The following is a 20,351-nucleotide window of genomic DNA, read 5'->3' as shown; positions in this document are numbered from 1 at the left end:
GCTACGCGTGCTTCGCCAGATATTTCGTAATCAGCGTCATCTGCGCGGCCCAGCCCTGATCGTTCATCTCGCGCGCTTTCGTACGGCGTGCTTCGATCAGCTGGTCGAAACCCGTTTCGGTGACCGTCAGCAGCGTGCCGCCGTTCGCTTCGGCGAGCGCGAACGTGACGAGCGTCATCGGCTCGGACGTGTAATCGACGTTCGGGTCGATCGCGAACGGGTGCCAGCGAAAGGAGAACAGTTGCTTCGGCTCGACGCGATCGACGACGATTTCGAACACAGTGCCCGCATACGGCTGCTGTGCCTTGGCGACGTCGTCGTCGACCTGCGTCGGCGTGATGCGGCCGAACAGCGGCTGATCGGCCACGAACGGCCCGTCGAACGTCACGCCGAACCAGGTGCCGAATTCGCCGGCATTGCTGACGGCTTCCCAGACGCGCGCCGGCGGCGCGGCGAGCAAGGCTTGTTTCTCGATGCGATCGGTTGGTTGGGTCATCCTGATCTCCACGCAGGCATCATCGTTGCGGGACGGCGCGCGGCCGCGCGCCGCGTTCAGTCGATCATGACCGCGTCGGGCACGTCGAGCACGACATCCGAGGTCGCGACGGCCACGCACGGGAGCGTATAACCGTCGGCCTTTTCCTCGCGGCTCAGACCCGGCCATTCGATCGTATAGCGTACGCTGCCGCTGACGATCCTGCACAGGCAGCTCCGGCATGTGCCGTTGCGGCACGAGCGCGGCAGCCTGACATGCGCGAACGCGGCGGCCTCGAGCAGCGTCAGCGAATCGGGGGCGTTGAACGTCGCGCCGAGCGGCTCGATGCGCACGAGCTGCGGGTGGTCGGGATCGGTCATGGATCGAAGCGGGCGGTGGCGCGGCGGCAAGACAAGGCAAGCGCCAAGCATACCCGAAGGCGATGCGGCCGGCGCGCGTCGGGCAGCCGGCCAGGCGCGTCAGTGCCGCCGCAGGTAGCGATACACGGTATTGCGCGCGAGCCCGAGCTCGCGCGCGGCGGCCGACACGTTGCCGCCGTGCCGCGCGAGCACGGCGTCGATCACCGCGGCCTGGTGGCTCTGCAGCGTCGTCGCTTCGCGCGTGTCGGCCGGTGCGGCTTGGGCCGCGGGTGCGTCGTCGCAGTCGAGCCAGAAATCGTCGGGCAGGTGCGCGAGCGTGATCTCGGCTTCGTCTTCGGCGAGCATGCCGGCCGTGCGCAGCACGTTGGTCATTTGCCGCAGGTTGCCGGGCCAGCGGTGCCGCATGAACGCGTCGAGCACGTCGGCCGCGAGGCGGCCCGGCATCGGCTCGCTGCGCGCCAGCCGCGCGAGGATCCGCTCGACCAGCGCGGGCAGGTCGGTGCGTGCGGCGAGCGGCGGAAGCGTGACCGCGAGTCCGTTGATCCGGTAGAACAGGTCTTCGCGGAACGTGCCTTCGGCGATCATCGCGCGCAGGTCGCGGTGGGTCGCGCAGACCACGCGCACGTCGACCGGCACCGCGCGTGCGCCGCCGAGCGGCATCACCGCGCGCTCCTGCAGCACGCGCATCAGCCTGACCTGCTGCGCGAGCGGCATGTCGCCGATTTCGTCGAGAAACAGCGTGCCGCCGTCGGCCTGCACGATCTTGCCGGGGCTGCCGCGCTTGCGCGCGCCGGTGAATGCACCGTCCTCGTAGCCGAACAGTTCGGCCTCGATCAGCGAATCCGGCAGCGCCGCGCAGTTGACCGCGACGAACGGGCCGTCCGCGCGCGGCGATGCCTGGTGCAGCGCACGCGCGAGCCATTCCTTGCCGGTGCCGGTCTGGCCGAGGATCAGCAACGGCAGGTCGCGTCCGCGGATCTTCGCGACGCGTTCGAGCACGGCGGCCATCCGCGCATCGCCGGTGTCGAGCGTCGCGAACGTGATCGCGTCGGGGTCCGGCGCCCGCGTGCGCGCGGCGGGGGCGGGTGGCGTGACGGCGACGGTTGTCTTGTGCGCTTCCGCGAATTCGCAGCGTGCGAGCACGCGCACGCCGGTCGACAGCGTGAGGCGGAACGGTGCGCCGGATGCGCGTGCCGCCTGCTGGGCGAGCTGGCCGAAGCGCATGCCGAACAGCGCATCGCAGCCTTGATGCTGCAGTGCATCGAACGTCGCGCCGAGCTGGAATTGCGCGCTCCGGTTCGCGGCGATCAGCCCGCCGTCGGGGCCGAACGCGACGAGCCCGGCGAACAGCGAGTCGACGCAATCCTCGTGGGCGTGGAAGCGCAGCCGCAGCGCTTCCGCGCACTGGTTCGCGAACAGATGGTTCTCGATCAGTTGCGCGGACATCCGCACGAGCGCGAGCGTATGGGGGCTGAAGCCGCGCGGGTCGCCGCTCACGTCGAGCGTGCCGAGCGTGCGGCCGAACGGGTCGATGATCGGTGCGCACGAGCAGGTGAGGATATGGTTCGCGCGCAGGAAGTGTTCGGACCCGTGCACGGCGACCGCCTGGCCTGATGCGAGCGCGGTGCCGATCGCGTTGGTGCCGCGTGCGCCTTCGGCCCACGACACGCCGGTGCACAGCGCGACGCGGTTCGCCTTCTCGATGAAGTCCGCGTCGCCGATGCTGTGCAGGATCACGCCGTCGGCATCGGTGAGCAGCACGAGGCTTTGCGTGTCGGCGATCTGCGCGTGGAGGTTTTCCATCACGGGGCGCGCGTGCGCGAACAGCGCGTGGTTCGTGTCGAGCAGTTCGCGCAGCGCGAGTCGCGACAGCGGCGAGAAATCGGGGCGCTCGTTGGCGCGCAGGCCGACCGCGGTCGAACGGGCATGCGCCTGCGCGAGCAGGTCGATGCGGCCCGCGGTGGCGGGCAGCACGAAAGATTGAGGCATGTCTTGTCTCCTGTCGGCCGGAGTTAGCGCTTTAGCGCTTACTCCGGCCCCATGCTTCGCGGTCGGCCGGAGTTAGCGCTTTAGCGCTTACTCCGGCCCCATGCTTCGCGGTCGGCCGGAGTTAGCGCTTCAGCACTTACTCTGGTCGATGCTTCGCGGTCGGCCGGAGTTAGCGCTTCAGCACTTACTCTGGTCGATGCTTCGCGGTCGGCCCGAGTTGGCGCTTCAGCACTTACTCTGGTCGATGCTTCGCGGTCGCCCCAAGCCAGCACTTCAGCGCATTCCGAGGCACCACGCTTCGCAGTCGAACCACCTTGACGCTTTGCACCGCACCATCCGCCGCCCGGGCCGCCGCCGTCGATATCGCCTCATCATACAAGCGCCGCGCGCGTTGTGCGACTGCGTACAAAAACCCCTTGCTTTTAAGCACCCGCCTGCAATGATTGAAGTGGAACGCGCACGCGTCGCGTTCTGCATTGCAACATGCATGCGACGTGACATGCATCCGTTCGGGAGACGCATCATGGTTCGGACGGAACTGAGAGTCGTGCTGGCGGCCATCGCCACCTTCATCATGCTGGGCGGCATCGCCGTGGCGATCCACGGTCTGCTGTTCGATCTCAGCGACGCGGTGCAATACGGAGCGGCCGCGATTGCGGTGGGCGCCACGACCGCCGCGATCGCGCTGAACATCTGGCCCACCGATCCTCACTGATGCCGTTCGGCAAACGGTGCCGGATGTCGTACTGGTCAGAGGAAATGCGCGTCGGAACGACGCACATCGCAAATTTTGCCTCCTGCGCGAAACCGTCTAAAGTGGAATGCAACCGGCATGCATTGTCTGCGCCATATCCCCGTGGATCGTGCCTCTGCCGGCGAGCCCGCGTACATTTTCGTCCGGCCGGTGGCGGACGACGGACGCGGTCATTTGCTTTCTACCGGACGACAGGCGGCTCCCATGCAGATCCATTTCACGAATGAGAAGCCCGAATATTCGGGGCGCGACCTGATGCTTGGATTCACGGCGCTGGTCAATGGCGAGCGCGTCCAATGTCAGATCACCGCCGAGGCGCTGGAGGATCATTTCGGTGCGGCATCGCCGCGCTTCGAGGACATGGTTGGTGCGTACGATCAGCACCGCGAGCGTATCGAGGCAGCCGCACGGCGGTTGCTGTCCGAGACGCGCGCGCAATGCGTGACGCTGCGCAGCGGCTACGTGCGCTTCTACGAAGCGAACTGGCGCTGAGCCGGACGACCGGGCAGCGACGGAGCGGGCGCCGGATACCGGCGCCCGTGTCATATCGGCGCGTGCCCGCCGGTGCCCTGCTTGCGCGGGATGATGCGCGCCGCGATTCGCGCATCGTGTGGCGCGAGCGCATACCTGCGTTCCGTTTCGCCTAATCCGCCCCGATGAGCGCGTACGCGCCGTCGGTCGAGCCGTTCGTGCGCGCGATGCGTGCGAAGCCGGTGTCGGCGAGATGCATGCCCGCAATCGGCAGGTGCTCCGAAGCGGCTTCGGCGAGTGTTGCCGCGCGCGTCGCCGATGCCTGCGACGGATCGTGATCGAACGCGATCGACACGTCGGGGCGAGCGACCTGAATCGGCGCGAAATGCACGAGGTCGCCCCAGATCAGCAGGCGCTCGCCCCGCGATTCGACACGATAGCCGGTATGGCCGGGTGTGTGCCCCGGCAGCGGCACCGCGACGATGCCGGGCAGCACGTTGCCCGCTCCGATGGTACGTAGCTGCGCTCGATAGGCGTCGAACGTGCGCCGCGCGATCCGGAAATTGACGCGTGCCCGCTCGCTTGCTCGTTCGTACGCGTCGTCGTCCAGCCAGAACGCACGTTCCCGTTCGTGAATGAGCACCTCGGCGTGCGGGAAGGCCGGCCGCCCGCCGGTGTCGAGCAGGCCGCCGATGTGGTCGGGATGCGCGTGCGTCAGCAGGATCGTGTCGATGTCGCGTGCATCGATACCGGCTTGCGACAGCGATGGACCCAACAGGCCGCCCCAGTTCCGGATGCCGCCGGCACCTGTGTCGACGAGCACGGTGCGGCCGTTCCCGCATATCACGTAACAGTTGATGTTGACGTCGGACGGCGCGTGTATGCCGGCCCGGTGCATGATGCCGGTCGCGTCGTCGACGTCGATGTTCGACAGCAGGTCGAGGCCGGCCGTCAGCGTGCCGTCGCTGATCGCGGTCACCGAGAAATCGCCGACCTGACGGCGCGGGAACGAATGGCGGGGAACGGGTGCGCTCATGGGTCAATGTCGGGCGTGAAGGTGGGGGGTGTCGTAGCCGAAGCAGCGGATGCGTGCGACGAATCCGGTGTGGCGGAGAATCTCGCGATCCAGTTCGGCCATGAATCGATCCATCAATTCAGTGGTGCGAAATGATGTGATGCGAAAGCGGATCTCCGCGCTGACCGGATGTCCGCAGCCATGCCGGATCGGGACGTACGCGACGTGGATCGTGCCGGGTGCGGCGCGCAACACATCGCTGCAGAGCGCCTCACAGGCCGACGACAGCGCGTCGAGCGCCGCGTTGGACGGCATGCTCGCCCCGGGGATGAGAATCGTGACGCTGGGCATGGCCGGGCGCCCGTCAGCGTGCGGTCGCCGACGCCGGCGTGCCGACGAGCCGGTCGCCCATCGGCGCATAGCACCGGATCGTGGCGCCGGACGCGATCCGTGCCTGATCGCGATCCAGGACGGCCAGCCAGCGAGTGGCCGGCTGGCGGTCCAGCGCGACCGCCTGCATGGCCATGGCTGCGATACCTGCTCGCGCGAACGGGGCGTCGTCGTCGCAAACGGCCAGCCATTGATGACCGGAGACGGCCGGCGCGGGCGCCGCGCTGTCGTACACGTTGCGGCGCCACGCCACGATGTGCGGCTGCCACCGCGCGAAATTGCCGCCGCCCTTGTCGCGATACTCGGCCGACGTCAGCACGTCCGGGCCGTCGATCGTATGCAGCGCGAGGTAGGCGGGGCCGTCGCCGTCGAAGGCGCGAAAGCGTTGCGACGTGCGGAAGCCGGAGACGGAAATCAGCGCCGGCAGTTTGACCCGGCTGTAGAAGTCGTTCCACTCGGCTTCGACGGCGGGCTCGGCAATGCTGCATTCAACGGCATAGATCATGACATCTCCACGGGGGCGAGCGGGCCTTCCGGATCGATCGGTTCGCTCGACTGGTTGAGTTTTTGTCATGATAATGAGCCGATGAACGGGCGAAAAACGATGATTCGTCATCGTTCAGTGACATTTGATCAAGTCATGACCGACGGTGGTCGGACCGGGAGCAATCGTGACGCGACGCAGGATTCCGAGCAATTCGGCATTGATGGCATTCGAGGCCGCGGCGCGGCATGGGAGCTTCGCGCGTGCCGCCGACGAACTGGCGTTGACGGAAGGCGCGATCAGCCGGCAGATCGGCCGGCTTGAGACGTTCCTTGGCGTGTCGCTGTTCGAGCGGGTCGGCAACCGCGTGCGGGTGGCGCCGAACGGCGTGCGCTACGCGGCGCAGGTTCGCGAAGTGCTGGACCGGCTCGAACGCGACAGCCAGTACATGATGGGTCAGCCCGGCGACGGCGGCAGCATCGATATCGCCGTGACGCCGACGTTCGCGACGCGCTGGCTGATTCCGCGGCTCAAGGGATTCCAGGCGCGGCATCCGAACATCACGGTGCATTTCGCCGATCGCGCCGAGCCGTTCGTGCTGGCCGGCAGCGGATTCGATGCGGCGATTCACTTCGAGCATCCGGCCTGGGCGGGCATGCATGCGTACCGGTTGTGCGAGGAGGTGCTGGTGCCGGTCTGCCATCCGTCGCTGCTTGCGGGCGGGCACCCGGACGCGTTGCTGGGCACGCTGCCGCGCCTGCACAAGCGCCAGACGCCCGATGCGTGGTCGGCGTACGTGCAGGAGACGGGGTTGCCGGTGAGCAATCCGGCCGCTGGCGCGCGCTACGATCTCTACTCGATGCTGATCGCGGCGGTCCACGCGGGGCTCGGCGTCGCGCTGGTGCCGCGGCTTTACGTCGAGGCCGAGGTCGCGCAAGGATTGCTCGCCGCGCCCTGGCCGGACGGTCGAGGCGTGGTCAAGCGCTTCTGTCTCGTGTTGCCCGAAGCGCTGGAACTGGGCGAGGGGCCGTTGCAGGCCTTTGCGCGCTGGGTGCTGCGGCAGGCGGACGCGTGATCTGGGCACGCGCCAATCACCCGCGCCGACCCAAACAAAAAAACGCCACCCGAAGGTGACGTTTTCTCATCTTGCCGCGCACCGATGCGTGCGCGTCACTCGCTGCCGAGATAGAAGAAGCGGAACAGGAACACGGCCGCGATGATCCACACGATCGGCTTGACCGTGCGGGCCTGGCCCGTCAGCAGTTTCAGGCCGCCGTACGCGATGAAGCCGAACGCGACGCCGTTCGCGATCGAGTACGTGAACGGCATCAGCAGCGCGGTCAGCGCGGCCGGCACGGCTTCGGTCGCGTCGTCCCACGGCACGTCGACCATCTCGCGCAGCATCAGGCACGATACATACAGCAGGGCCGGTGCCGTTGCGTAGCCCGGCACGACGCCGGCGAGCGGCGCGATGAACAGGCACGCGAGGAACAGCACGGCGACGGTGATCGCCGTCACGCCCGTGCGGCCGCCGGCCTGCACGCCCGATGCGCTTTCGATATACGCGGTGGTCGACGACGTGCCGAGCACCGAGCCCGCGACGATCGCGGTGCTGTCGGCGAGCAGCGCCTTGTTCAGGCGGTTCATCTTGCCTTCGACGAGCAGGCCCGCGCGGTTCGCGACGCCCATCAGCGTGCCGGTGGCATCGAACAGCTCGACGAGGAAGAACACGAGGATCACGTTGATGATGCCGGTCGACAGCGCGGCGCCGATGTCGAGCTTGAACAGCGTCGCGTCGATCGACGGCGGCGCGGAGAATACACCGTGGAACTGGTTGTCGCCGAAGAAGAACGACAGGATCGTGACGCCGATGATGCCGATCAGGATCGCGCCGCGCACGCGCAGGTAGTCGAGCGTGACGATCGTGAAGAAACCGATGATCGCGAGGATCGTGTCGTGCTTGTGCAGGTCGCCGAGCGTGACGAGCGTGGCCGGGCTGCCGACGATCACGCCCGAGGTCTTCAGCGAGATGATGCCGAGGAACAGGCCGATGCCGGCGGTGATCGAGATGCGCAGCGATTTCGGAATGCCGTTGACGATCGCCTCGCGCACGCGGAACAGCGTGACGAGCAGGAACAGGCAGCCCGAGATGAACACCGCGCCGAGCGCGGCCTGCCACGTGAAGCCCATCCCCTTGACGACGGTGTACGCGAAATACGCGTTCAGGCCCATGCCGGGTGCGCAGGCGATCGGATAGTTCGCGTACAGCCCCATGATGATCGAGGCCAGCGCCGCGACGAGGCAGGTCGCGACGAACACGGATTCCTTCGGCATGCCGGCGTCACCGAGGATCGCGGGGTTGACGAAGATGATGTAGGCCATCGTCAGGAACGTGGTGACGCCCGCGAGTATTTCGGTGCGGAAGTCGGTGCCGGCTTCAGCGAAGCCGAAATACCGCTTGATGGATTCCATGAAGGCGTTTCTCCGGTCGGGTTGTCGTGTTGCTTGTTGTTTGTGCCGAATTGTTGTAAGGCAGCGCAAGGCCGGCCTACTGTAACCAGCCACTATTGCCGCGCTATCGGCGGATTGTAATAGCGCGGATAGCTCGGACGATATAGTTGCGGGGCACGATCGGCCGCGTTCGCGCGAACGGTCGGACAGGCCGGCCGCGCGAGGAAGGCGCGCATTTTACCGGTTCGGACGACGCGGGCAGGTGAAACGATGGAAACGATTCGATGGCGGGCGGGGCGTGTCGGCCGATGCGGGCGCAACGGCATGATCGACAGGCGGGGCGAGGCCGCCACGCGATGACGTGCGCCTGCAATGGCGCACCCGCATGCTGGACGAACGCACGGCGGGTGCAACGCGTGCGCGAACGCACGCGCACGACCGGCGCGGGTGCGCGGCGGCGTGCAGCGGCCATTCGTCAGTCGAGGCGGTTGCAGATATCGGGCTATCCTGCGCCGAAGCCGTTCCGTCCGCAACTGTCATTTCGAGATGCGGGCCCGACTGTGGTTTCTGTGTAAAAGATTGCAAGTCGTCATCGCGTTAACCGGCAAGTCTTTCTAGGATAGATACACCGCGCGCACACGCCGGCCGGTTGTTGCCGACGCGGGGGAGTCGCAGTCCGTGCAGGCCAGGCGGTGAAGTGCGGTGACGGTCGTTGCGCATTCGGGCAGGCGCGACCGATTGCGATTGCCCGATGCGGGTTCGTCCGTCATCACGGAGGTCAGCATGTTGAACTGGATCAGCCGTTGGGCAATGCGGCACGCCCCCACGCCGGAAAAAACCGCTGCGTCGATGCTCGTGACGGCGCGCATGGAACTGTTCGCAGCCGAACAGCGCGTCATCGATGCGAAATTACAGGCGGATTACTGGCGCGCACGGGTGTCATTTCTCGAGGAGGTGCAAAAGCAAGGCATCGACCCGTGGGTGACCTCGCAGGCGGCGCAACGCCCCGACCTTGATTCCACTCCCCGCAGCACGGGCCCGCGTCTCGCCGCCAGCACCTGATGCACGCGATGCATGCAAGGGTTGCGCACGGCGCGCGATCGCACGCGGCACGCATGCGCGTGCCGCGTCATTCGATGCGCACCTGCGACGCATTGCGCCGCGGGTGCGTCCGTTTTCGGATGCGTTGATTCCGCGCGTCCCGGTGTCCCGTTGCGCGCGTGACCGCGCATCGTCAATCCCGTCTTCGCCATCGTCCGACGAGCAAACGTTGCATTCGCGCGAGCGTGCGTCTCAGCCGTTCGCCGCGCCGCACGTACGCCGTCGTGATCGACGCTTCGGCCGGCCGGTCGTCATCGGTGCCGAGCCAGATGCGATCGCCGCGCGCGATGCGCAGCACGTCGCCGGGTTGTACCCAGTAGTCGTCGACGCTCGGCGGCCGCGTGATCCACAGCGGCGCGCCATGCGCGCGAACTTCCGCATCGCCGGGCGCACGCCAGGTCAGTGTCGTGCGCGGCGCAACCGCGAAACGGATCACCACGGTCGGTAACGCGATCGCGCCGGCGCGGCGCGAATCGGGACGGTCGAACAACGGGCTTGCCTGGTCCATCGTCTTCTCCATTCGTTGAGCCGGACGGATGACGCGCACCAGAACAAAAAGGCCTCATCCGTTTCCGGTGAGGCCTTGTGTGACATGCGGTACTGCTCGGATGCTAACGCACAAGCGCCTCCCGTGATCCATTCTTTCGAATGTTCACCGGGCAATGATTCGCGATGGCGATGAGCTTGAACGTAGGCATGCGAACGAGTTTGTCGATGTCGTACGGCGTTGTCAACGACTATTTTCGAGACAGACGGCGATTAGGCGTCGCGCTGCGCGAGGCCGTTCACGAGCAATTCGGACAGCAGGCCCGTCATCCCGTTCGGATGGGTGGCGGCGCGCGCCTTCAGCTGTTCGACGAGTTCGGCGTTGAGCTTGCACGCGAACGGCACGAGGCCCTGTTCCTGGTCGAGCTTGCGCTGCGCGCGGCGATCGAGCTTCGCCGTGTCCTCGGCACCCTTGCCGAAGCGCGCGGAGCTGGACTGCTTCATCGCGTGCGTCAGCTTGAGCGCCTTGTTCTTTTCTAGATCGGTTTTCTTCATGGCCATCGCGGCACCTCCGGGAAATGAAGCCGCGATTGTACGCATTTCGGCGGGCGCCCCCGCCGAAACCGTCGCGAATCCGTTTGCGCACCCGTTTGCGAACCCCGTCACGCGCCCTTCGTCGTGCCCCAGTTGCCGCCATGCGCGGCCGCCTGCGCGGCCGGCGAGCGCGCCAGATACGCGAGTGCCTGCTCGGTCGAGCCTTCGTGGTGCGGCGTGTAGCCCGGCCTGAAATAGCGCAGCGCCGCGCCGATCACTTTCCAGAACGACGGCAGGTGGCCGCGCCGCGAACCCTTCCACCACGACAGAACGAAACCCGGATAGCGGCCGGCGGCCGGATCTCGCCGGTACATGAACTTCGCGCCGCTCGTGATGAAGTAGAGCAGCAGCACGATCACGAACACCATGTGCATGCAGCGCTCGGGGTAACTGCCGCCCATGTGGTTGTAGATGTCGAACGCAACGGTCCGGTGCTCGACTTCCTCCGCGCCGTGCCAGCGCAGCAGGTCGACCATCGTCGGGTCGGCAAGGCCTTCGTCGAGCCCGTGCGCGTTGAGCACCCAGTTGCCGAGATAGCCGAAGAAATGTTCGAGCGACGCGATCACCGCGAGCTGCTGCCGCAGCCAGAAGCGCGTGTGGCCGATCTTCAGCCCGAACGGCGCTTCGCCCAGCACGCGCGTGAACAGCCAGTTCAGCTTCTGCGTGAACGGCTTCGTGTCGATCCCGTGCCGGTCGTAGTAATGCTTGAGCACGCCGCCGTGCGAGCGCGAATGCACCGCTTCCTGACGCAGGAAGCCTTCGGCTTCGTCGCGCAGGCGCGCGTCGGTGATGTGCGGCAGCGCCTTGTTGTAGACGCGGCAGAACCACAGCTCGCCTTCCGGGAACAGCAGGTTCAGCGTGTTGATGATGTGCGTGCTGCCCGGGTCGTTCGGCACCCAGGTGATCGGCGTGTCGCTGAAGTCGAACTTCACGTGCCGGGCCTTGATCTTGTGATAGTCGGCGGTAGCGGTCATCTGTGTCTCCGTTCCTGTGCGACGGTCTGCGCCGTCAATGCGAGGCCATGCTGATGCGGGCGAGCATCCGGCCGAGCCACGGCATGAAGCGGCCGACGAAGCGCAGCGCATGCGCCTCGGTGCCCACCGCCACGACCGGCCGGTTGCGCAGCACGCCGTCGACCATCGCCTGTGCGACGGTTTCCGGCTTCAGGCCACGCATCTGGTACAGCTTCGTCGCGCGTTTGCGCAGCCGTGCCTCGTCCTGTGCGTTGGCGCCCGCGTATTGCGTCGACGCCATGATTCCGGTCTCCGCGAAACCGGGGCACACGGCCGTCACGCCGATGCCTTTCTCCGCGAGTTCCGCGCGCATGCATTCGCTGAGCATCAGCACGGCGGCCTTCGTCGTCGCGTAAGCGGGCAGGTCGCGCGACGGCCCGAACGCGGCGGCCGACGCGGTGTTGACGATGTGCCCGCCGGTGCCGCGCGCGGCCATTTGCTGCGCGAACAGCCGCGAGCCGTGGATCACGCCCCACAGGTTCACGTGCAGGATGCGCTCCCAGTGCCGCGCGCTCGTGTCGAGCATGCCGCCGGCCATGCCGATGCCCGCGTTGTTGATCACGATGTCCGCGCCGCCGAGTTCGCCGCCGACCCACGCCGCGAGCGCTTCCATCTCGTCGGCGGAGCCGACGTCCACGCGTTTCGCATGCGCTCGCGCGCCGGTCAGGCCGAGCAGCAGCGCGGTGCGCTCGGCGCTCGCGAGATCGATGTCGCACGCGACGACGGTTGCGCCTTCGCGGGCAAATGCGAGGGCCGCGCAGCGGCCGATGCCGCTGCCCGCGCCGGTCACGACCGCGACCTTGCCGCTGAAGCGGCCGCTGGTTGCGCGGCGGCGAGCGTTCGCGAGCGCGGGCGGCTCGTCGCCCGATTCGACCGCGTCGATCAGCTGCCCGGCGAGGCCGGCGAAGCGCGCGGGATCGGCGAGCGGCAGCCAGTGGCCGGCCGCGACTTCACGCCGGTAGTACTGCGGCACCCAGCGCGACAGGTTTTCGGACAGCGCCGGGCTCACGTACTTGTCGCCGAGCGGCACGATCGTCTGCACCGGTGCGTGCGCGTAGCGCTCGCGCGGCGTGAACAGGCAGCGGATGAAGTTCGCGCGATAGAGGCGCACGCCGTGCGCGCCGTCGTCGGCCTGAGTCGCGCGCGGGGCGGCCGGGGTCTTCTCGATCCGGCGCAGCAGGCCCGGCCACGCGTGGCCGAGCCACAGCCGCCAGCCGAGTTCGGGGATGAACGGCAGGTGGAACAGGACCACGTACCACGAGCGCACGAGCTGGCCGCCGAGCCTGGCCAACGACGCGGGCGTCGGGTGCAGCACGCGTTCGCGCAGCCAGAAGCCGACGTGGTCGAGGCATGGCCCCGAGCACGACGTGTACGACGCGATGCGGCCGGCGAGTCGCGGATCGGTGACGAACTCCCAGCCCTGGATCGAGCGCCCAGTCGTGCGCGATCAGATGGACCGCGCGGCCGGGGCAGAGCGCGTCGATCACCGCGATGAAGTCGTCGGTCAGCTTCGCGAGGCGGTAGCCGGCCGTGCGCCTCGGCACGCCGGACAGGCCCGCGCCGCGCACGTCGTAGGCGATCACGTAGTGCTTGCGCGCGAGCAGCGGCGCGACCTGCTGCCAGACGCTGCTGTCGTCGGGGTAGCCGTGCACGAGCACGACCGGCGAGCGGGCCGGGTCGCCCCAGGTCCTGACCGCGAGCGTCAGGTCGCCGGAGGCGACGGCCGTCTCGCCGTGAACGGATTCGAACAGGGCCAGCGGCGCTTCGTCGGAAAGAGGCTGCATCGTGAGTCCGTCGTTCAGGGATTCGGGGAGTCGGGGAGTCGGGAGGAAGGCGCGACGCGTGCGTGTCAGGCGGCGGCCGGCACGTTCGCGGCGGCCGGCGCGCGTTCGGCCTGGCGGCGCTGCCAGCGGCGCACGTGCGGCAGGTCGTCGTCGAGCCAGTACGCGTCGTCGTCGGTGATCACCAGCAGTTCCTCGAATTTCGCGCCGACGCCGGCGAAGCCGAGATGCGGCTCGACGGCCCACAGGCCCGGCACGGGCGCATGCTCGGAGCGGCGGTCGATCGACCACAGCGGCGACCAGCCCTGCTGTTTCGCCGCGCGGCCCTGGTCGAGCAGCAGGTTGCGCGTCGCGTTCAGCCCGAAGCGCGCGACGAAGCGCGGCTTCGACAGCTTGTGGATCCGCGCGACGCGATGCGCGAGCACCTTGAACGGATAGGCCTTGTGGCGCGGCTCGACGCCCTGGCGGCGGCACAGCGCGTCGACCGCCTGCGCGACCTCGGCCATCGGGCGGCGCGCCTTCACGAGCCGCACGATCAAGTCGCGATGGTCCATCAGGTCGTCCCGCAGCTGTTCGAGGATCGGGTTGTGGCCCAGGCAGTGCGCGTAGCCGACGTCCGCGACGATCCCGTTCAGCACGGGCGCGACGTCGAGGATCACGGGCATGTCGGTCTCGAGCTGGCGGTTGCTCGGGAAGAATGCGAGGTTGAAGCCACCCAGGTGCTTGAGGCCGGAGAAGCCGTCGAACGCGGTGCGGTCGCCGAACCACGCGAACGGCTTGTGCAGCCAGTCGTGCACGCCGTTGTCTCCCAGCCATTCGGTCAGGAGGCGCGCGGCCTCCTTCTCGGTGATGCCGGGGTAGAGCATCGCGCCGACGGTCTCGACGCAGCGGTATGCAAGCTGCTGGACCGCGCGGAACTGCGGCAGCTCGTCGAGGTGGACTTCCGGCAGCGGGTGGTCGGCCATGATGCGTCTCCAAATGTCGGCCAGCATTGGCGCTTCAGCGCTTGACGACCGGTGTTAATGCTTCAGCACTTACTCCGGTCCCACGCAAAGCGCGCGCTGGTCCTATGTAAAGCGGGGCGCTGACCCGGAATGCATCCGCCAGGGTTCCCTTCGCGAATTATTCGACCAGCATTTAATGTGCCATTGAGTAATGTAATGATGATAGCCGGTTCGACGTGGCGCGCCAGCCCCCGGGGGTGAGGATTTCTCCTAATGACGGGCCGAAATGGAGGGAAGACTCTAGGTTTCAGGAGGTTGGGGCGGATGGCCGCCTTGCGACGGCCCGGCAGGTCGCTCCGGATCAACTTCCCGTCGCGCCGCGATGTGACGCTGTCAAATTGACGAAATAATTTCGTCACATCATTCGCCCCCAGTTCGGAGCCGTCCCGATGAGCCGCCGATGTGCGGCGCGTCATGCGGGGTAGCGCCTGAAGCCGATTCGATATTTCCACGGAGAGAGACCATGCAACGCCGCCAGTTCATGAATACCCTTGCCGCGGCGACCGCTGCGACGTCGCTGATGCTCAAGGCCGGCACGGCCGGCGCGAAGAGCGCAACCGCGCCGGATGCGCTGGACCCGGGCCGCTGGTCGCCGTTCAACGCCGCGCGCCTGCAGGCGGTGCTTGACCAGCATGGTGTCGCGAGCGCGCGCTACGACGAAAAGCGCCGCCCGTATGCGGTGTTCGACTGGGACAACACGTGCATCATGAACGACTGCGAAGAGGCGTTGCTGATGTACCAGATCGATCATCTGCAGTACAAGCTGACGCCGGACGAGTTCGTCGAGGTAATGTGGAAGGACGTGCCGAAGGGCGCGTTCATGAAGGACTACACGACGGTGGACGGCAAGCCGGTGACGATGGAAGATCTCGCGGCCGATGTCGAATCCGACTATCGCTGGCTCTACGCGAACTACAAGGGATTCGGCGGCGACAAGAGCCTCGACGAGATTCGCGAGGCCGATCAGTTCAAGGATTTCCGCGCGAAGCTGTACTTCATGTACGACGCGATCTGCGACACGCATCCGCTCGAGATCGGCTACAAGTGGATCATCTACTTCTACAGGAACATGACGACCGCCGAACTGCAGGCGATGGCGGAAGCGTCGAACAACCACGGCATCGGCGACGCGCTGCGCAAGGTCCGCTACGAAAGCCCGAAGACGCTGCCAGGCAAGGCCGGCGTGGTGGCCGACACGCATTTCCACGGCATTCGCATTCATGAGGAAATCCGCGCGGTGATGCACACGCTGCGCGCGAACGGCATCGACGTGTACGTGAGCACGGCGTCGCTCGACGATGTCGTGCGCGTGTTCGCCGGCAATCCGAACTATGGCTACGGCGTGCCGCCCGGGAACGTGATTGGCCTGCGCCTCGACATGCGGGACGGCAAGTACACGAGCACGTATCCGGCCGGCTGGCATTTCAACTGGGGGCCGGGCAAGACGGTGGGCATCCGCAACGTCCTCGAGTCGAAGAAGGGCTACGGCCCGCTGCTGGTGTTCGGCGACAGCGACGGCGACGCGTGGATGCTGCGCGACTTCAAGGACACCGCGGCTGGCGTGATCGTCAACCGGATGAAGAAGGGCGAGATCGGCGCGGACAGCAAGCTTGCGGCCGAGCAGATCGGCAAGCCGGACGCGCGCTTCCTGCTGCAGGGGCGCGACGAGCACACGGGCCTGATGATCCCGGACGAGAAGTCGATCAAGTACGGCAAGACCGAGCGCAAGCTGCTGGCTTGAGGTGCGCCGGGCTCCGGGCCGTTGCGGCCCGGCGTCCATCGGGATCGATGGCCGCGCACGGTCCGGAAAACGGGTGTTTCAACGCTCGCGTGGCATGCCCAACCGCTCCAGCAACGCCCCCAGCAGATCGATCGGCAGCGGAAACACGATCGTCGAATTCTTGTCCGCCGCGATCGTCGTCAGCGTCTGCAGGTAGCGCAGCTGCATCGCCTGCGGCTGCTGCGCGAGCCGCTGCGCGGCCTGCAGCAGCTTCTCCGACGCCTGCAGCTCGCCTTCCGCGTGAATCACCTTCGCGCGTCGCTCGCGCTCGGCCTCTGCCTGCCGCGCGATCGCGCGGATCATCGTTTCGTTCAGGTCGACGTGCTTGATCTCGACCGTCGACACCTTGATCCCCCACGCGTCGGTTTGCGCGTCGAGCGTCTTCTGGATGTCGGCGTTCAACTGTTCGCGCTCGGCGAGCAGTGCGTCGAGCTCGTGCTTGCCCAGCACCGAGCGCAGCGTCGTTTGCGAGAGCTGGCTCGTCGCGTCGAAGAAGCGTGCGACCTGGATCACGGCCTTCTCCGGATCGACGACGCGGAAATACACGACGGCATTCACCTTCACCGACACGTTGTCGCGCGTGATCACGTCCTGCGGCGGCACGTCGAACACGACGGTGCGCAGGTCGATCCGCACGACCTGCTGGACGATCGGGATGATCAGCACGAGCCCCGGCCCCTTCACTTTCCAGAACCGGCCGAGCATGAACACCACGCCGCGCTCGTACTCGCGGAAGATGCGGATCGACGATGCGACGAGCACCACGACGAAGACGATCAGGACGCTGCTGAAGCCGAACGTGTAACCCATCATGTTGGTTCTCCCTGGTGTTGTTGTTCCTGCGTCGGCACGTCGTAGAGCGGCGCGACGGTGAGCAGCAGTCCGTGGCGACCGGTGACGCGCACGCGGCAGCCCGCGGCGAGCGGCTCGCTGCTCGCCACGCGCCAGCGCTCGCCATGGACGAGCGCCCAGCCGGCGGCCGACGGCGCGGGGCTGGCGGCGCCGTGCGGCTGATCCGGATGCAGGCCGTCGTCGATCACTTCGCCGATGCTGCCGACCATCGCCTCGGCGCCCGTCACCACCGGCCGCCGCCGCGCGCGCAGCGCGACGCTCGACACGACGGCGACGAGCAGCCCGCCGCCGATCGCGAGGCCCCCGATCACCGGCCACGGAATGCCGTAGCCGGGCACATCCGTGTCGATCAGCATCAGCGCGCCGATCGTGAACGAGACGATCCCGCCGAAACCGAGCACGCCGAAGGTCGGCAGGAACGCTTCGGCGACGAGGCAGCCGAGGCCGAGCAGCACGAGCCCGAGGCCCGCATAGCTGATCGGCAGCAACTGCATCGCGAACAGCCCGATCAGCAGGCAGATGGTGCCGGCGACGCCCGGCAGCACGAAGCCGGGGTTCGCGAATTCGAAGAACAGGCCGTAGATGCCGATCGTCAGCAGGATCAGCGCGACGTTCGGATCGGCGATGATCGACAGGAAGCGGCTGCGCCAGTCGGGCGCGAGCACGACGAGCGGCGCATGCGCGGTCGCGAGGTGCAGCGTGCCGGCGGTCGTCGTTACAGCGCGGCCGTCGAGCTGGCGCGCGAGGTCGGCCGGATCCTGCGCGACCAGGTCGACGACATGCTGCGCGCGCGCCTCGTTCGCCGACAGGCTCAGGGCCTCGCGCACCGCGCGCTCGGCCCATTCGGCATTGCGTCCGCGCAACTGCGCGAGGCCGCGGATGTAGGCGGCGGCGTCCTGGGTCGCCTTGCGGATCTCGGTGGACTGCGTGTCGTTCGGCAGCTCGGCCGGCGTCGCGGATGCGCCGGATGCGCCGGCCGCACCCGATGTCCCGGCCGGCGACGGCTTCGTTGCACCCGGTGTCCCCGGTGTCCCCGGTGTCCCCGGCGTACCGGGCGCGCCGCCGCCGATGCCGAACTGCACCGGCGATGCCGCGCCGAGATTGGTGCCGGGTGCCATCGCGGCAATGTGGCTCGCGTAGACGATATAGGTGCCCGCGCTCGCGGCCCGTGCGCCGCTCGGTGCGACGAACGCGGCGACCGGCACCGGCGAGCCGAGGATCGCCTTGATGATCTGCCGCATTGACGTGTCGAGCCCGCCGGGCGTATCGAGTTGCAGGATCGCGAGCGGTGCATGCTCGTGTGCCGCGCGGTCGAGCGAGCGGACGATGAAGTCGGCGCTGGCCGGCCCGATCGCGCCGTTGATCGGGATCACGATGACGGGCGGGGCGGCGACGGGTGTGGCGGCAGGGGGCGACGCGGCAACCGCCGCGCACACGACGAGCAGCGCCGCGAACAGCGCGGCGCGCGCGACCCGCGCGGACAGCGGGTGACGGGGGCGGCCGCCGGGCGATGCAGGTGCCGGCGGCGGCTCATGACGGTGAATGCGCATCGGGGCGTCCGGGCGGCGTGCGGCCGCACGCCGTTCGGCTCGCGGAAAGGGCGTTGGCCCGATGTTTGAAGATTAGGCGGTTTCGGCGGAAAGCGCGAAGGCGGGGCCGCCGGCCGCCTGCTCAGCCGGCGCCGCCGCCTCGTGCGAGCGCTTCTTCCCGGTATTCGGCCGGGCTGCGTCCGCTCCATTTGCGAAACGCGCGGTAGAACGCGCTCGGTTCCGCGAAACCGGTGGCGGCCGCAACGTCGGCGATGGTCCGCGCCGGATCGGCCAGCGCCTCGAACGCGAGGTCGCGCCGCAGCGTGTCCTTGATCGACTGGTATGCATGGCCTTCCTGGTGCAGCTTGCGGCGCAGCGTCGCCTCGGCCACGTGCAGCCGCGCGGCCATCCCGCCCGCACCGGGCCACGACGCGGGCGGCATCCCGCGCAGCACCGTGCGCACACGCTGTGCCAGCGCGTTCGGGTTGCGGTACTTGACGATGAAGCTGGCCGGTGCGTTGCGCAGGAATGCCTTCAGCGTCTTCGCGTTCTGCACGACCGGCAGCGTCGCGAATTCGGGATCGAAATCGACATACGAATCGGGCTGGTTGAACCGCATGTCGTCGCACAGCATCGACGGGTATTCGTGGTCGGCCGGCGGCGTGTCGCAGCGGAAGCTCGCGTGCAGCAGCGGGATGCGTCGCCCGATCAACCAGCAGGTGAGCCCGTACACGATGATGAAATAGGTCGCGTACGTGAACATCGCGGGCGCCGCGGCGCCGTTGCGGTGCACGAAACGCAGCCGCACCCGCTGCGGATTGGCGTCGAGCTCCGCGTGCAGGTCGTCGAGCACGCAGTGCATGAAATTCACCGCGCGCGCCATCGCGTGCAGCCCGTCCTGCGCGGACAGCGCGGCCTGGCTCATCGCAATGAAGCTGCCGCTGCGCATCGGGTGGCGATCCTGCCCGAAAAACTCGTCGTCGAGCGCGCGCGCAATGGCGTTCCACAACGCGCCGTATTGCTGCGCGGACACCCGTGCACGCGGCTGCGCGAGCAGCGCGGGCGCGATGCCGGCCTGCGCGAGCAGCGGCTCGGCCGCGACGCCGCGCCGGGTGGCGAGCGCGACACTGTAGGCGACGAGGCTGATCGCGACGGTTCCCTTGTCTTCCTGCTTCATCGAAGCCGCCGGTATGGCAAAAACGATCAGTGTAAATGAGCGGCGCGAGCATCGAACAGTCGCGCGCGCTTGCCTACACTTGTTGCATCGAAACGGAAGGTCGGTCGCGGCACGCGACCGCGGGAGACAGCAGCGCCATGGATGAGCTTTACACCGAAGACCAGCGGATGATCCGCGACGCCGCGCGCGCTTTTGCCACCGAGGTGCTGGCACCGAACGCCGCGCAGTGGGACCACGACGCACACCTGCCCGACGCCGTCGTCGCGCAGCTCGGCGAACTCGGCCTGCTCGGGATGATCGTGCCGCAGGAGCTGGGCGGTGCCTATACGGATTACGTCGCCTACGCGCTGGCGATGGAGGAGATCGCGGCCGGCGACGCCGCGTGCGCGACGCTGATGAGCGTGCACAACTCGGTCGGCTGCGGGCCGATCCTCGGCTTCGGCACGCCCGCGCAGAAGGATCGCTGGCTGGCCGAGATGGCGGCGGGCCGCATCATCGGCGCGTTCTGCCTGACCGAGCCGCAGGCCGGCTCAGAGGCGAACAACCTGCGCACGCGGGCGGAGCTGCGCGACGGCAAGTGGGTGCTGAACGGCGCGAAGCAGTTCGTGACCAACGGCCAGCGCGC

The 20,351-nt window shown here is 67.7% G+C and carries 20 protein-coding genes and 1 pseudogene; 6 read left to right on the top strand and 15 right to left on the bottom strand.

The annotated features are described in order from the left end of the window. Position 1: 1 nt before the first annotated feature. The 3 genes from DIE06_RS20270 to DIE06_RS20260 form a co-directional block, all read right to left on the bottom strand. The gene (locus tag DIE06_RS20270; protein WP_124662874.1) at positions 2 to 496 is read right to left on the bottom strand and encodes an SRPBCC family protein; all 495 of its coding nucleotides are present in this window, start codon (positions 494 to 496) and stop codon (positions 2 to 4) included. A 56-nt stretch (positions 497 to 552) separates the two neighbouring features. Then, on the bottom strand, positions 553 to 855 hold the full coding sequence (locus tag DIE06_RS20265) for a 2Fe-2S iron-sulfur cluster-binding protein (RefSeq protein WP_124662873.1): 303 nt from the start codon (positions 853 to 855) through the stop codon (positions 553 to 555). A gap of 99 nt (positions 856 to 954) precedes the next feature. Continuing rightward, entirely contained in the window at positions 955 to 2,844 is a 1,890-nt protein-coding gene (locus tag DIE06_RS20260) for a sigma-54-dependent Fis family transcriptional regulator (RefSeq protein ID WP_124662872.1), read from the bottom strand. A 523-nt stretch (positions 2,845 to 3,367) separates the two neighbouring features. On the opposite strand from DIE06_RS20260, the gene DIE06_RS20255 reads away from it, so the two are divergent. Together DIE06_RS20255 and DIE06_RS20250 are read left to right on the top strand one after the other, a co-directional pair. Then, the gene (locus DIE06_RS20255) at positions 3,368 to 3,559 is read left to right on the top strand and encodes a DUF2964 family protein (RefSeq protein WP_059527249.1); all 192 of its coding nucleotides are present in this window, start codon (positions 3,368 to 3,370) and stop codon (positions 3,557 to 3,559) included. Positions 3,560 to 3,802: 243 nt separating this feature from the next. Then, complete coding sequence (locus DIE06_RS20250; RefSeq protein WP_014898618.1) at positions 3,803 to 4,090, top strand: DUF1488 domain-containing protein; 288 nt, start codon at positions 3,803 to 3,805, stop codon at positions 4,088 to 4,090. Between the two features lie 151 nt (positions 4,091 to 4,241). Here DIE06_RS20250 and DIE06_RS20245 read toward each other — a convergent pair whose 3' ends face one another. From DIE06_RS20245 to DIE06_RS20235, 3 genes are read right to left on the bottom strand one after another with little or no spacing between them, the layout of a single operon-like run. Next, positions 4,242 to 5,105: an MBL fold metallo-hydrolase gene (locus DIE06_RS20245; RefSeq protein ID WP_124662871.1), complete on the bottom strand. Its 864-nt coding sequence runs from the start codon at positions 5,103 to 5,105 to the stop codon at positions 4,242 to 4,244. 3 nt (positions 5,106 to 5,108) lie between these two features. After that, on the bottom strand, positions 5,109 to 5,435 hold the full coding sequence (locus DIE06_RS20240) for a hypothetical protein (RefSeq protein ID WP_124662870.1): 327 nt from the start codon (positions 5,433 to 5,435) through the stop codon (positions 5,109 to 5,111). A 13-nt stretch (positions 5,436 to 5,448) separates the two neighbouring features. Further along, on the bottom strand, positions 5,449 to 5,979 hold the full coding sequence (locus tag DIE06_RS20235) for a sugar ABC transporter (protein ID WP_124662968.1): 531 nt from the start codon (positions 5,977 to 5,979) through the stop codon (positions 5,449 to 5,451). Positions 5,980 to 6,181: 202 nt separating this feature from the next. Between DIE06_RS20235 and DIE06_RS20230 the strand changes: the two genes are divergently transcribed. Further along, complete coding sequence (locus tag DIE06_RS20230) at positions 6,182 to 7,033, top strand: LysR substrate-binding domain-containing protein (protein WP_124662967.1); 852 nt, start codon at positions 6,182 to 6,184, stop codon at positions 7,031 to 7,033. Between the two features lie 95 nt (positions 7,034 to 7,128). On the opposite strand, the gene DIE06_RS20225 is transcribed toward DIE06_RS20230, so the two are convergent. Next, the gene (locus DIE06_RS20225) at positions 7,129 to 8,430 is read right to left on the bottom strand and encodes an NCS2 family permease (RefSeq protein WP_124662869.1); all 1,302 of its coding nucleotides are present in this window, start codon (positions 8,428 to 8,430) and stop codon (positions 7,129 to 7,131) included. A 762-nt stretch (positions 8,431 to 9,192) separates the two neighbouring features. Here DIE06_RS20225 and DIE06_RS20215 point away from each other — a divergent pair. Beyond that, complete coding sequence (locus DIE06_RS20215; protein WP_096501652.1) at positions 9,193 to 9,471, top strand: hypothetical protein; 279 nt, start codon at positions 9,193 to 9,195, stop codon at positions 9,469 to 9,471. Between the two features lie 172 nt (positions 9,472 to 9,643). Here DIE06_RS20215 and DIE06_RS20210 read toward each other — a convergent pair whose 3' ends face one another. From DIE06_RS20210 to DIE06_RS20190, 5 genes and pseudogenes are all read right to left on the bottom strand, one after another. Then, positions 9,644 to 10,018: a DUF2917 domain-containing protein gene (locus tag DIE06_RS20210; protein ID WP_124662868.1), complete on the bottom strand. Its 375-nt coding sequence runs from the start codon at positions 10,016 to 10,018 to the stop codon at positions 9,644 to 9,646. Between the two features lie 251 nt (positions 10,019 to 10,269). Next, positions 10,270 to 10,557, bottom strand: a complete 288-nt coding sequence (locus DIE06_RS20205; RefSeq protein ID WP_124662867.1) for a hypothetical protein — start codon at positions 10,555 to 10,557, stop codon at positions 10,270 to 10,272. Positions 10,558 to 10,658: 101 nt separating this feature from the next. After that, positions 10,659 to 11,564, bottom strand: a complete 906-nt coding sequence (locus DIE06_RS20200; protein ID WP_124662866.1) for a metal-dependent hydrolase — start codon at positions 11,562 to 11,564, stop codon at positions 10,659 to 10,661. Positions 11,565 to 11,598: 34 nt separating this feature from the next. After that, positions 11,599 to 13,387 (bottom strand): annotated as a pseudogene (locus DIE06_RS20195) (SDR family oxidoreductase). Between the two features lie 65 nt (positions 13,388 to 13,452). Continuing rightward, positions 13,453 to 14,349, bottom strand: a complete 897-nt coding sequence (locus DIE06_RS20190; RefSeq protein ID WP_124662865.1) for a M24 family metallopeptidase — start codon at positions 14,347 to 14,349, stop codon at positions 13,453 to 13,455. Between the two features lie 502 nt (positions 14,350 to 14,851). On the opposite strand from DIE06_RS20190, the gene DIE06_RS20185 reads away from it, so the two are divergent. Continuing rightward, positions 14,852 to 16,129 carry a haloacid dehalogenase-like hydrolase gene (locus tag DIE06_RS20185; protein WP_124662864.1) on the top strand — a complete coding sequence of 426 codons (1,278 nt, stop codon included), beginning with the start codon at positions 14,852 to 14,854 and terminating at the stop codon, positions 16,127 to 16,129. 78 nt (positions 16,130 to 16,207) lie between these two features. On the opposite strand, the gene DIE06_RS20180 is transcribed toward DIE06_RS20185, so the two are convergent. From DIE06_RS20180 to DIE06_RS20170, 3 genes are all read right to left on the bottom strand, one after another. Next, positions 16,208 to 16,981 (bottom strand): slipin family protein, encoded by a 774-nt coding sequence (locus DIE06_RS20180; RefSeq protein WP_124662863.1) that lies wholly within the window; start codon positions 16,979 to 16,981, stop codon positions 16,208 to 16,210. Next, positions 16,978 to 18,570 (bottom strand): nodulation protein NfeD, encoded by a 1,593-nt coding sequence (locus DIE06_RS20175; protein ID WP_124662862.1) that lies wholly within the window; start codon positions 18,568 to 18,570, stop codon positions 16,978 to 16,980. Before DIE06_RS20175 ends, DIE06_RS20180 begins: the two co-directional genes overlap by 4 nt. A 121-nt stretch (positions 18,571 to 18,691) precedes the next feature. After that, a complete protein-coding gene (locus tag DIE06_RS20170; protein WP_124662861.1) occupies positions 18,692 to 19,726 on the bottom strand; it encodes an AraC family transcriptional regulator in 1,035 nt (344 codons plus the stop codon). 137 nt (positions 19,727 to 19,863) lie between these two features. On the opposite strand from DIE06_RS20170, the gene DIE06_RS20165 reads away from it, so the two are divergent. Further along, positions 19,864 to 20,351 (top strand): acyl-CoA dehydrogenase family protein (locus DIE06_RS20165; RefSeq protein ID WP_185733429.1); only part of this gene is annotated, 488 nt, incomplete at its 3' end.

This window comes from Burkholderia sp. Bp8998 (assembly GCF_003854235.1).
In the GTDB taxonomy this organism is placed as follows: domain Bacteria; phylum Pseudomonadota; class Gammaproteobacteria; order Burkholderiales; family Burkholderiaceae; genus Burkholderia.
Note: the sequence above shows the minus strand (reverse complement) of the source record. Positions and strands in the feature narration are given on the sequence as shown.